This window comes from Pelotomaculum sp. FP, assembly GCF_004369245.1.
Classification (GTDB): domain Bacteria; phylum Bacillota; class Desulfotomaculia; order Desulfotomaculales; family Pelotomaculaceae; genus Pelotomaculum_C; species Pelotomaculum_C schinkii.
Map to the genome: position 1 here is coordinate 1 of NZ_QFGB01000027.1, position 12029 is coordinate 12029.

Genomic DNA, 12029 nt, shown 5'->3' on the forward strand with positions numbered 1-12029 from the left:
TCACGATCTGCTTCATTTGCATGCATTTTTCAGCTTCCCTAAGAGAAAAGAGCATCCTGATAAGCTCTTCTGCCCTCATGATGCTCTTTTGCCTTGCCGACTCTTTGCTTATCTTAATGACATTGCCCGCGGCGCCCTCTTTTTTCCGCGCCAGAATTCCGCGCAGCATATCTATTTCACCGACGATCCCGTTGGGCAGGAACAGGATAATCAGGCAGACCAGGACACCAAACACCAGGACGTTGGCCGAACCCAGCGTGGTCCGGAACACTTCGCCCAGGACAATATAAATAGCCGCCCCGACGGTGGGGCCCCAGGTCGTGGCGACGCCCCCGAGCATCACCACCATAATCACCATTACCGAGACGTTGGTAAGGTTGAATACAATATTGGGGTCGATAAAAGCAACGTAGTTCATGTAAAAGGCTCCCGCCAACCCGGTGAAAAAGGCGCTGGGCAGCAAAGCATAGTTCTTGTACAGGGTGGTGGGTATGCCCAGAGAGGTGGCGGCGTCCTGGTCTTCCCTGATGGAAACCAGGTAATAGCCTATTTTCGAGTGTACAATGTAGTAAGTAACCCCGATGGTCAGCAGCAGGGCGGCCAGTCCCACATAGTAGTAAAACATCTTCGTGGTTATAGCGGGCATGATCAGTATGCCCTTGGCGCCGTTGGTAAAGGGCAGGTTGATGAACAACAACCTGAAAACCTCACCCAGCGCCAGCATAGCCAGCGCAAAATAAGGGCCTCTCAGGCGAAAAGCAATCACACCAATGGGCAGGGAAACAACAACTGCGGCAATAGGGCCGAGCAGCATGCCCCACCAGGGGGAAACGCCCATATGGAACTGCAAGAGCCCCGCCGCGTAGGCCCCCACCCCGAAGAAGGCGGCGTGGCCAAAGGAAACCTGGCCGGCATAACCGCCCAAAAGGTTCCAGGAGGTCCCGATAATCGCCCAGATAAAAATCAGGATGATTATGTGCAGTTGGTAAGGGGCTTTGATTACCAGCGGCAGAATAACAGCTATAACTAAAAGCAGCAATTTCAGCAATAGGTTGACGTTTTTCATTGATCATAACCTCCTTGCCAAACTGCGGAAGCCGCCCGGCAGGAACAGGAGCACCAGCAGGAATATGACCAGTCCCACGAGGTCCTTGTAGCCCATAGAAATGTAGGTGGCTCCCAGCGATTCGGCAATCCCCAGGATTAGCCCGCCGATGGCCGCCCCCATCGTGCTGCCCATGCCGCCCAGGATCGTAATAATAAAGGACTTGGCGGTAAACAGGTGGCCGATGTCAGGCCACAGGTAAAAAAGCGGCAGTAAAAGCGACCCGCCGGCCGCGGCAAGGGCCGCGCCGATGCCAAAGGTCAACATGGTTATCCTCGAAGAATTTACCCCCATATAGACAGCAGCGTCGCGATCCTGGGCAGTGGCCCTGATGGACTTGCCGATATCGGTTTTGGTCAGGAAAAGGTGCAAGAGCAAGGTGAAGCCCATAGCTATAAAGAAACCGATAACCATCGCCACGCTGATCGACATGCCGCCTAAATAAACCGTATCAGTAGAATAACCGGTGGTAACGGAACGGTAATCCGATTTAAACATAAGCCGCATGACCTCTGTCAACACCAGCATGATGCCGACCGTCAGCAGGACCTGGTTCTCGGGAAGGATAGATTCAACCTCCACCAGGCGGTTGATCATATATTTTTGAATCAGGCATCCAATCAAAAACAGGACAGGCATTGCAATGAACATGCCGATATAGGGATCAATGCCATAATTGGTAAAGCAGACATAAGTAACGTACATGCCCACCATCACCAAAGCGCCGTGGGCCAGGTTGATAATTTTCATAACCCCCATGATCAGGGTCATGCCGATGGCAATCAGAGCGTACATCCCGCCCAGCAGGATACCGCATATGACTGTCTGACCAAATAGTTCCATAAGCTTACCTGGTTTCAAGGACCTAAACAAACTGGCTTTATTTAGATGCTTCTCCTGCCGACTAAACAGGAGTCAGTGTCACCCCAGGCTGCAAGTCGCGTGTTCTGCCCGGAAGGGGGCGCCGCTGCCCGCCGCCAGGTTTTCACACCTGAAAAGCGCGGCTTTAACCGCGTGTCCTTGCGGAGCAATACCTGATGTGACGACCAAGAAACCCTTTCCTTTTACTTGTTTTTGTCAATATTCATATACACCGGATCCGGGAGCGAAGCGAAAGGAGTTTAAGCCGCCCGAATAAACCAACCATATCCAATCAATCAATGAAAATGTTTAGGATTCATACTGCATTCCTCCGGGGCCTGTGGGAATGAATTGGCGCCCACATCGGGAGGATGTAAAACGAGGTTTTGGTAAGGTTGCGCCTGATCATGCAACCTTACCTCAACCTGTTGTCCAGCAGACTTAAAGAAGATGTTTTCCTTCCGCTCTTTTTAAGCGGGCTAGCGCTCCCGCCACTTGGGTACGGGGTAAGTGTAGTCGGAGGACTTCACGTTTTCCGGCCAGATGACCTCCAGGTTTCCTTTCTTCCATTGCACGACGTAGGTAATAGGCTTGTTCTGGTTGGTATAGCCTTCCCAGTCTTCAAACTTGATCGGACCCATGATGGTCTCGATATCTGTTTCCTTGAGGGCTTTTTGGATGCCGGTGTTGGTAAGTTCCTGGGCCCGGCTCAGGGCGTCCGCGATCACGTACATGGTGGCGTAGGCCTGGGCGCCGTGATAATCCGGCTCCTTGCCGTACTTCTGCTTGTAGTTCTTAAAATAATCGCCCGCGCCCGGCCAGGTTACGCTGGGCACCCACAGGGTTGTCGAGGAGATATACTCCGAGGCGTCACCGGCATTCTCTTTGAATTCGGGCATGGTGTAGCCGGCTCCGCCGCCGACAAAGAGGTTGGTGTTGAAATCAAGCTCTTTCATCTGCTTGACGATCATGGCCGCGTCCATAACGTACGACACGGCGAAGATCATTTCCGGATTGGTGTTTCTCATGTTGGCCAGCATCGGCTTGAAGTCGATCGCGCCATGCTCATAGGCCTGGTCAAAGACGATGTTGATGCCCCTCTTCTGACAATCTTCCCTGAATCCTTTAGCCGAGGAGAGGCCGAAATCGGTGTTTTCATAAATAATAGCCACATTTTTGGGCTTGACCACTTGTTCGAGCATTTCCCACAGGGCGCCGGTATATTTGCTGGCAGGCGCTGCGGTGCCTCTAAAAACATACTGCCAGCCTTGTTTGGTAATTTCATCGGAAGAGCCTGTCACCGCCAGGAAGGGCGTGGTCATGGCCTGGGCGGACCCGGCAATAACGTTGGTGCAGGCGCTGCTGTAACCACCGCTGAGCATGACGACCTTATCCTGGTTGATCAGCTTCTCGGTCGCCGATTTGGCTACGTCCTGCTTGCCCTGGTCGTCTTCAAACAAGAGCTGAATTTGTTTTCCGTTTACCGTGGTCTTGCCGGCGGCCTTCAGCTCCTCGTAAGCCATTTCGAAGGAGTTCTTTTCCATGGTGCCGAACATGGCCTCGCTGCCGGTTATGGGCAACACAATCCCTACCTTAACGGCGTCCGCGCTCTGTGCGCCGCCTCCGCCGCCGCAGCCGCTGACCAATAAAGCCAAACCCATAATCAAAACTAAAGTCAGCAAAAACCATCTTGCTTTTTTCAAACGCTAATACCTCCTCATAATAAAATCATGTAATTTTTTCATTTTAGTCTACTTTTTTCACTTCACCTCCACCAGTTTTTTCCAACAATATAAATCACACTGTCCGGGATATTTCCCGGCAGCATAAGCAGGCCTGCATTAAGAAAACCGGCAACAACCGCCAAAAGCCCGTCAACCAATCAGTCAACCGGAAATTATGTAAGAATTTGTCTTTTGTTTTTAATGAAATTGGAAAAAGGTTTTTTAATTATAACATAATAAATATTCGATATATACAAGATTATTAAAATCTTTCGTATTTTCTGTGTATTTTGAATATCATTATACTGTATACGTGATACACTAATACCTCCAAACCAGGCGTTAAGTGTTTGGCTATATCTTACAGAGCTGTTTATATTATAAATAATATGGGTTTTGGCCGGAAGAATATGCTCATAAAGTTACACAGTTTTTTTAATGTTTTGTGTATTCAGAATAATAAATACAACACCGCAAGGAAGCAGGGGGACGGTTCTTTTGCTTCCTTTTGAGGCGCGAAGCTATGCGCGAAAGCCGCATCCACTTGCCAAACAGTCTGTACAAATGCTATTTTATTCTAAGACAACCATTTTGCCGACCCGGCAAAAGCAGGGAGTTATCACCAACAACTACAGGAGCGATCCCCATCGCACACCGCGCGTTAGCCGGACTGTTTAATCCATAATGCTGAAGGGAACCGCGGTTCATCCTGATTTGCACAAATGAATTCACGTAAGTGCCTTTATTATGAAAATGGGGGCGGTTAAATGACGGCAAGGCGAAGGAGCGCCCATCGTAAGCAGATGGAGGGCTCCGGCATACACGGGGGTAATAAGCGGCAACAAGACCTGCCTGGCAGGGACTCCTGCCTTGAGAGCGGCAGTGGCCCCTCGCCAACCGGGGGGACGTCAAAGAGCCGGGGGAGCCTGCCGGTTGCGGTTGTATTGGAGATCATCGCCCGGGAGTATAGCGGAGACGCCCGGGAAGAGGCCTTATGCCGGGTGGCGTTGCGGGTAGCCGAGGAAAGCGGTCAAATCGAGTCTTACCGGGCACGCTGGGACGAAGAAGAAAGCGCCCCGGCCGGTATCAGGTCGTCACTGCTCTTTGACCGTAACCAGTGCCTGGAATTAATCAACTATTATAAAAGCAGCGGCCGTATGGAAAAGCTGCAGCAGGAAAAAGAGAAGCTGGCGCAGATAGAAGGACGGCTGTTGCTGGGAGGAGGCTCCCCAACGCGGATTACCAATGAAGATCTGAACAAGCTGGAGGAATTCATCAAAGAGTCCGGCTTCTAACAAGACGGAAGCAGGGGGACGGTTCTTTTGCTTCCTTCTTCGGGAAGAAGGAAGCAAAAGAACCGTCCCCCTGCTTCCTGATAAGTTGATAAACGTCTCCTACGGTAAGCGCCTTTAACGCTTATATTTCCACTCCAGACTGCTCGATTAATGAAACTATGCCGACTACTTTGTCAACATCAATTACAAAACCGATACCGGTCCCCGGTTTTTGCAATTGTCCTGCTTCAACTATTGCTTTTAGAACATCATTGGTTTTATCCTTATGGATTAACGTTAAAATAATATCCTTTTCCGGCTCAATAGGTAAACCCAGCACTTTCTTCTGCTCGTGCACACCGACACCGCGCCCGTGCAAAATCGTACCGCCTCGGGCTCCGGCGGTTTTTGCCGCCTTCACGATTCTTTCCGCCCAGCCTCTTTTAACAATGGTTACGATTAATTCATAATCCCTGCCGATCATCATCTTCCGATCTCTTCCTCCCCAGGAAAAATCCCAGTAATAATACTGACAATATTGGCGCAAGAGCAACCAGAGCAACCAGACCAAACCCATCCAACATCGGATCCCGGCCCTCGATTCCGGTAGCTACCCCTACAGCCATGGCCAGGATGAAAGTCACCGTCATGGGGCCCGTAGCCACACCACCGGAGTCAAAAGCCATTGAAATAAAGGTCTCTGACGTAAACCGGGTCATCAAAAGCGTAATTGCATATCCCGGAATTAGCATGTACATCAGAGGTATACCATATACAATCCGGGCCATCGCCAGGCCGATGGAAACCGCCACTCCTATCGATAAGGTGTACAGCAACACTTTCTGGCTGACATATCCGCCGGAAACCTGCTCTACTTCATAGGTCAGCACCCGGACAGCCGGTTCCGCAATAACAGTAACGAAGCCCAGCAACAGTCCAATAGGAATGACCACCCAGTTATGTTCCAATGTTCCAATATGCTCCCCGATCGAAGACCCTGTCGGCATAAAGCCTACGTTAACGCCTTGCAAAAACAGGGCTAATCCGGCAAAAGACAGCACTACGCCAATCAATATGCGGCTGATTTCATCCCAGGGCAACCTCAATACCAACTGAAATATAAGCAATATAACGATAAGCGGCAACAGGGCCAGCGCCACTTCCTGAACAACATGCAAAAAACCATCAAAGATAATCAGGCTTTTCATGCATAGATCACGCCCAATAACATTACTGCTATGATGGGGCCCAATGAGGCGAGAGCTACAAAGCCGAAACTGTCGCCAAGGGATTCCTTACCGCCTATGACTGAGGTAATGCCCACACCCAGAGACATAATAAACGGTACGGTCAGGGGTCCCGTGGTAACCCCGCCGGAGTCGAAGGCCACAGGCACGAAGTTGGAGGGTACAAAATAAGATAACGCAAATACCATGATATAACCAACTGCCAGCAAATACTTCATGGGAACGCCCAGCAGCATTCTGGCTGCGGCAATCGCCATAAACAGACCCACTCCCAATCCAACAAAGGCGACCAGTACGTTTTTTGATATAGCGCCGTCTGAGACAACATCTATTTGTTGGGCCAGGACACGGACATCCGGTTCGGCCACCGTGACGGCGATACCGAGAAATACTACGAAAACGATAAGGATTGGAAAAGAAAGCAACTGGGGAAGCTCCGAACCGATAAGCTCACCTATACGTAATAGCCCGACCTTAACGCCCAGAAGAAAAAGACCCAACCCAACGGTAACCATAAGAGCGCCGATGATAAACTGCAGTACATGATTTAAAGGATCGTCAAACAGTATCAATTGTATTACAATGACCATCATAACTATAGGGAAAATAGCTTGTATTGTTTCTTTAGCGATAGTTTTTACCTCATCCATCTAAGACCCCCTAAATGTGATTTAGTCAAACAATCTAAACTAAACTATGTACATAATAATTCTATAATAATTTATATAATATTGTATATAATAATTTATAACTATTATATTGGCATCATCAGTATAAGTCAAACATATACCGCTTTGCATATATGAAAAAAAGGTTCTCGTTGTCACCAGGATGGCAACGAGAACCTTCCCCTCTGTTCTTTACTCTGTTACTTTAGCCTTTCGTTATCAACACCGGGCGTTTGGCGTGCTGGAGGACGTAGTTGGAAACGCTGCCCAAGCCCAGCAGCAATCTTTCCAGTTTCCCCCGGTTAGCCGAACCCATAACAATGATGTCCATGTCTTCCTTTTCAGAATAGCGGACAATAGCCTCTCCGGGTGGCTCCTGAAGGATTACAGAAAATACCGGGAGCCCTTCTTTTCTGACCCTTTCCTCCGGCTCTTTCAGTATCTCCGTAAAATATTCGCGACTTTTATCTTCCAGGTCCTTAAGCATATCCGGAGTTGCGACAGTTGAAACAAAATCGGGCATCTTTACCGAAACCAGCAGGTGAATCTCCGCTTTACTCCCGCCGGCAATCTCGATGGCGGTTTCCAGGGCCTCTTTAGCCTTGTCTCCGTTGTCATAAGCCACCAGAATTTTTTTAATCACAATTTCCAACTCCTCCTTTTTGTAGCTATACAAGCCTTACTGCACTACCATCAGAATATTTATTCCTGCAAAAATGCGACATTTTTCTTGACCATCATCAGGTTCCTGTGTTAAGGTTTAAAATGTGAATTATATAGCCCTTAACTGTGTTGGACGGACATCATGTTCGTTTTCAAGGAACCGGAAGGCTTCTGGGGTGGGGAGTCGGAATTTTTCGACTTTGCCATCCCTTTTTTATTTCTATTTTTTTTAATAATATACCAAAACCATGACGCTGACAAGGCGCCGGCAGGGAATGAACCCTTTGTCGTACCCACCTTTTAAAGACAGCCCGAAAACGTTGTTTTCGGGGCGGTTTTAAATATATCTGCCAAATTTTTATAAGAGGTGAGCACAATGACAGGGCAGTACCAGGTAATAGTAGCCATAGCAGTGTTTCTAATAACTTACGCGATCATCGTTTCCGAAAAAATTCACCGGACGGTGGCAGCCCTGGCGGGGGCGGCAGTGGTGGTATTAACGGGGATAATCGTCTCGGAGAAAGCGCTGCATGCCATTGACTTCAACACCATCGGCCTGTTGGTAGGCATGATGATTATTGTCGGCGTCACCAGGAAAACCGGTGTTTTTGAATACCTGGCAATCAAGGCGGCCAAAGCGTCCGGGGGCGAACCGCTTAAGATTATTGCCGCTCTCTCCCTGGTCACAGCAGTCCTGTCGGCGCTGTTGGACAACGTGACAACCGTGCTCTTAATAGTGCCGGTCACCTTCGCCATCGCCAAGCAGCTCAAGATCAACCCGCTGCCGTTCCTGTTCGCCGAAATTATCTCGTCCAACGTCGGCGGGACCGCGACACTGATCGGGGATCCGCCCAACATTATGATCGGGAGCGCCACCGGGCTCGGCTTCATGGACTTTGCTTTGACCCTGACCCCGGTCGTTGTGGTAATATACGTGATAACGATTTTCTGGCTCCGGCTCCTCTACCGCGGCCAACTTGCCGCGCGTGAAGAGATGCGGACAAGCATCATGCAGTTGGACGAAAACGGGCAGATCAAGGACGTCGCGCTCCTCAAAAAGAGCCTTTTGGTCCTGGGGCTGACCATTTTGGGCTTTGTCCTGCACCAGTATGTCCACCTTGAATCGTCGGTAATCGCCCTGTCGGGCGCCAGCCTCCTCCTGCTGATTACCGGCGAGGACGTTGAACACGCCCTGCAGGTTGTGGAATGGCCGGTAATCTTCTTTTTTATGGGTCTATTTGTGGTGGTCGGCGCGCTGGAAGAAGTGGGCGTCATCGAAATGGTGGCCCGGTGGGCGCTGGAGGCGACCGGGGGCGACATGCTGCCGACCGGCATGTTAATCCTCTGGCTGTCGGCCATAGCCTCGGCCTTTGTCGATAATATCCCCTTCGTCGCCACCATGATCCCGCTCATCCAGGATATGGGCCGCCTCGGAGGCATTGCGGACCTGAACCTGCTCTGGTGGTCACTGTCGCTGGGCGCCTGCCTGGGGGGCAACGGGACCATCATCGGCGCCTCCGCCAACGTGGTGGTCGTAGGCATGGCGGAAAAGAGAGGCGTTCGCATCAGCTTTATAGATTTTCTAAAAACAGCCTTCCCCTTGATGCTGATGTCCATCGTGATCTCCACCGGCTACCTGCTGTTCTGGCACCTGTACGGACACCTGACGGCGGCATTGGCAACGCTGGGCATCGGTATTGTTCTGGCCGTGATATCGAAGCCCCTGACCGCGATGCTGCTCGGGAAAGCGCCAAAAGAGGAAGTACAGTCTTAAACAGCCATGGGGACGGTTCCCGAAGGGGCCAAACCGGAAGTTTTGCAAAAAAAACACACCCGGCGGGTATCAGCTGCCGGGTATGTTTTAAGCCGCCCGTTCCTGATGGAACTAAACCTATGCGGGTGCAATTTCAACGCACTTATACTGCGAAGCAGTTCTACAAGCCGCTATCACGGCGCCACGTATCATGGGAAATGTATTCCTAGCAGCCCGCCGCTATGATCGTATCAGTAGAAAATGAGCTTAAGCAGTGTAGGTGCGATTTCAATCGCACACGGCGCGTCAGCGCCGGACTTGCAGGATAACGCTCTTATTTGAACAGAGCAGTTTTAGGGAGCCTATACTAATCTTCGCATACAAGCATTTCCTCCGGGGTCATGTACGAATGGACCGGCTATGCCAGAGGCAGGCGGACGGTAAAGGTACTGCCCTCTCCCAGCCTGCTTTCCACATTGATAGCTCCGCCGTGCTGGGCGACAATCCACCTGGCGATAGCCAGGCCGAGACCTGTGCCGGAACTCTGTCTGCACTTGTCCGCGCGGTAAAAGCGGTCGAAAATCTTCGGCAAGTCCTCTTCGGCAATACCGCTCCCGCTGTCGCACACTGCCACCTCGGCCCAGCCGTCCCGCTGCCGGCCCTCTATCCTGACGACGCCACCGGGTCCGGTGTACAGGAAAGCATTATCCAACAGGATCAGGAACAGCTGTTTCAGATAGTCGGTGTTGCCGTTTACCAGGGTACCCTGCAGGGCGGCCGCCCCGTCCGCTGCAAACTCCACGTCCCCTGCCAGGATACCTGCCTGCCGGGAGATTTCCTCAAGCAGCGCCCCCAGGTCCACCGGGCCCATAGCCGGCGTAAAACCGGCGTCGGCCCTGGCCAGGGCCAACAGGTCCGCAACCAGCCTGGACATCCTCTCCGCCTCGCCCGCTATGTCGCCCAGGGCTTCGGCGCGGGTCTCGGGATCGGTGTCTCCCATTTTTTTCAACAGTTCAACGTTGCCCCGGATGGTGGTCAGCGGGGTACGCAGTTCGTGGGAGGCGTCCGATACGAAGCGCCGCTGGACCGCCCCGGCTTCCTCCAGTTCCCGGTAGGCCCGGTGCAGCCGCTCCAGCATACGGTTGAACGTTTCGGCCAGGCGGCCCACCTCGTCACGCGGCCCGATGTAGCTGATCCGCCTGGTTAAGTCCCGGGCCTGCTGGATGGCCGCCGCCGCCTCAGTGATGCGGTCGATGGGCTTCAAGGCCTGACCGGCCATAAACCAGCTGAGCGTGGCGGTGCACAGCAGGGTTATCCCGCTCCCGAAAAGCAGCAGGAACCTCAGCCTGGTTAAAGCAGAATAGATCGGCCCGAGCGAACGCCCCACCTGCAGCACCCCGATCACCTGGTTGTCCAGAATCAAGGGCTGGTTATAGATGCGGAGGCTCTGGCTGCCGGACATCACCGTCTCATAAAAGCCGACGCCCCTGGCTACCTGGCGCAGGGTCTCTTCGCTCAAAGGCATGCTCTGGCCGCCCAGGTTCACGGACTGGCCTGCCACAAGGCCGTACCGGTCCACTACCTGGATGTAGGTATTGGGCGTAGCAAAGACATCGACGTTGGGCAGCACAATCTGGCGCAATGACAGGGTCTCCACAATTTTAGTGTTACGGAGCAGGTCCTCGGCAATTCGCACCACCGCACGGTCTGTTTCAGCAGCCAGGTTGCGCTCCAGGAAGAAGTAAACCAGACTGCCGAAAACCAGGAGGATCAGCGCCAGGACCCCGGTGTATAAAAAGGTCAGCTTCAGGTGCAGGGACATGGCCCTCACCCTGTCCAAACAGCTACTTAAAGACGTAACCGACCCCCCTAACCGTGTGGATCAGCCTCGGCTCGCCGCCCTCCTCCAGCTTTTGCCTGAGCATGCCGATATACACCTCCAGGACGTTGGATTCACCGCTGAAGTCAAATCCCCACACCCGCTCCATAATCAAGTCCCTGGTCAGGACCTGGCGAGGGTGCTCCATAAAAAGCGACAGCAGCTCAAATTCCTTGACGGTAAGCTGAATATCCCGCTGCCCGCGCCTCACCTCGCGCGTGGTATGGTCAAGAGTCAAATCCTCAAAAACCAGGGCATGAACAGATGCTTCCTCGCGCCCTTTGCGCCGCAACAGGGCCCTGACGCGGGCCATCAGTTCTTCCAGGGCAAAAGGCTTGACCAGGTAATCGTCGGCGCCCAGGTCCAGCCCTTTTACCCGGTCGGCTACCTCATCCCGCGCGGTCAGCATCAGGACAGGCAGCCCCGGACCTGCGCCGCGCAGCCTGCGGCATACTTCCCAGCCGTCCATGCCGGGCATCAGCACATCTAAAAGGACCAGGTCGGGCTGCCACGACGCGGCCAGCCGCAAGCCCTCCTCGCCACTCCCCGCCACCTGGACGTCATAGCCTTCAAAAACCAGGGAGCGACGCAGGAACGCGGTAATTTTTTTATCGTCGTCAATAACCAGCACCTTCGCAGCCATGATACCACCCCCAAATGAAGCGTCTGGTATTAGGATTCTCCCTGCCGAGAAAAAAAACCTGCTGTTGGGCAGGCAAAGCGCAGGCACTGGGCATAGGGAGTAGGGCATAGGGCCGTAGGTATATGCTGTATTTCTATAGGGTCTTTGTGCGAATGAATTCGCACCTGCATTTTTTGGAAGCAGGGGGACGGTTCTTTTGCTTCCTTTTTCGA

Annotated in this window: 12 protein-coding genes and 1 other annotated feature; of the genes, 2 read left to right on the top strand and 10 right to left on the bottom strand. The window is 52.3% G+C overall.

Annotation, left to right across the window (positions count from 1 at the left end; all coding sequences use genetic code 11):
* From Psfp_RS11750 to Psfp_RS11760, 4 genes are all read right to left on the bottom strand, one after another.
* Positions 1-1066 (bottom strand): branched-chain amino acid ABC transporter permease (locus Psfp_RS11750; RefSeq protein ID WP_134218733.1); only part of this gene is annotated, 1066 nt, incomplete at its 3' end.
* Positions 1067-1069: 3 nt separating this feature from the next.
* Entirely contained in the window at positions 1070-1948 is an 879-nt protein-coding gene (locus tag Psfp_RS11755) for a branched-chain amino acid ABC transporter permease (RefSeq protein WP_134218734.1), read from the bottom strand.
* A 78-nt stretch (positions 1949-2026) separates the two neighbouring features.
* Positions 2027-2155, bottom strand: a complete 129-nt coding sequence (locus Psfp_RS22520; RefSeq protein ID WP_282434341.1) for a hypothetical protein — start codon at positions 2153-2155, stop codon at positions 2027-2029.
* A 290-nt stretch (positions 2156-2445) separates the two neighbouring features.
* The gene (locus Psfp_RS11760) at positions 2446-3669 is read right to left on the bottom strand and encodes an ABC transporter substrate-binding protein (RefSeq protein ID WP_134218735.1); all 1224 of its coding nucleotides are present in this window, start codon (positions 3667-3669) and stop codon (positions 2446-2448) included.
* Between the two features lie 788 nt (positions 3670-4457).
* Here Psfp_RS11760 and Psfp_RS11765 point away from each other — a divergent pair.
* Positions 4458-4985: a hypothetical protein gene (locus Psfp_RS11765; protein ID WP_134218736.1), complete on the top strand. Its 528-nt coding sequence runs from the start codon at positions 4458-4460 to the stop codon at positions 4983-4985.
* Positions 4986-5106: 121 nt separating this feature from the next.
* Here the strand turns inward: Psfp_RS11765 and Psfp_RS11770 are convergent, their stop codons facing one another.
* The 4 genes from Psfp_RS11770 to Psfp_RS11785 form a co-directional block, all read right to left on the bottom strand.
* Positions 5107-5451, bottom strand: coding sequence for a P-II family nitrogen regulator (locus tag Psfp_RS11770; protein WP_134218737.1), 345 nt, complete (start codon positions 5449-5451; stop codon positions 5107-5109).
* Positions 5429-6172, bottom strand: a complete 744-nt coding sequence (locus Psfp_RS11775) for a DUF1538 domain-containing protein (protein ID WP_134218738.1) — start codon at positions 6170-6172, stop codon at positions 5429-5431. Before Psfp_RS11775 ends, Psfp_RS11770 begins: the two co-directional genes overlap by 23 nt.
* The gene (locus tag Psfp_RS11780) at positions 6169-6861 is read right to left on the bottom strand and encodes a DUF1538 domain-containing protein (protein WP_134218739.1); all 693 of its coding nucleotides are present in this window, start codon (positions 6859-6861) and stop codon (positions 6169-6171) included. The genes Psfp_RS11775 and Psfp_RS11780 overlap by 4 nt, the downstream gene beginning before the upstream one ends.
* A gap of 223 nt (positions 6862-7084) precedes the next feature.
* Positions 7085-7522 (bottom strand): universal stress protein, encoded by a 438-nt coding sequence (locus Psfp_RS11785; RefSeq protein ID WP_192895403.1) that lies wholly within the window; start codon positions 7520-7522, stop codon positions 7085-7087.
* 147 nt (positions 7523-7669) lie between these two features.
* Positions 7670-7728, top strand: a sequence feature (sodium ion sensor (DUF1646 type); this cis-regulatory element may regulate processes involved in with the transportation of sodium ions).
* A gap of 190 nt (positions 7729-7918) precedes the next feature.
* Between Psfp_RS11785 and Psfp_RS11790 the strand changes: the two genes are divergently transcribed.
* Positions 7919-9316, top strand: a complete 1398-nt coding sequence (locus Psfp_RS11790; protein WP_134218741.1) for an ArsB/NhaD family transporter — start codon at positions 7919-7921, stop codon at positions 9314-9316.
* Positions 9317-9713: 397 nt separating this feature from the next.
* On the opposite strand, the gene Psfp_RS11795 is transcribed toward Psfp_RS11790, so the two are convergent.
* Together Psfp_RS11795 and Psfp_RS11800 are read right to left on the bottom strand one after the other, a co-directional pair.
* Positions 9714-11126 (bottom strand): HAMP domain-containing sensor histidine kinase, encoded by a 1413-nt coding sequence (locus Psfp_RS11795; RefSeq protein ID WP_243120605.1) that lies wholly within the window; start codon positions 11124-11126, stop codon positions 9714-9716.
* A gap of 13 nt (positions 11127-11139) precedes the next feature.
* Positions 11140-11817, bottom strand: coding sequence for a response regulator transcription factor (locus Psfp_RS11800; protein ID WP_134218743.1), 678 nt, complete (start codon positions 11815-11817; stop codon positions 11140-11142).
* Positions 11818-12029: the final 212 nt, after the last annotated feature.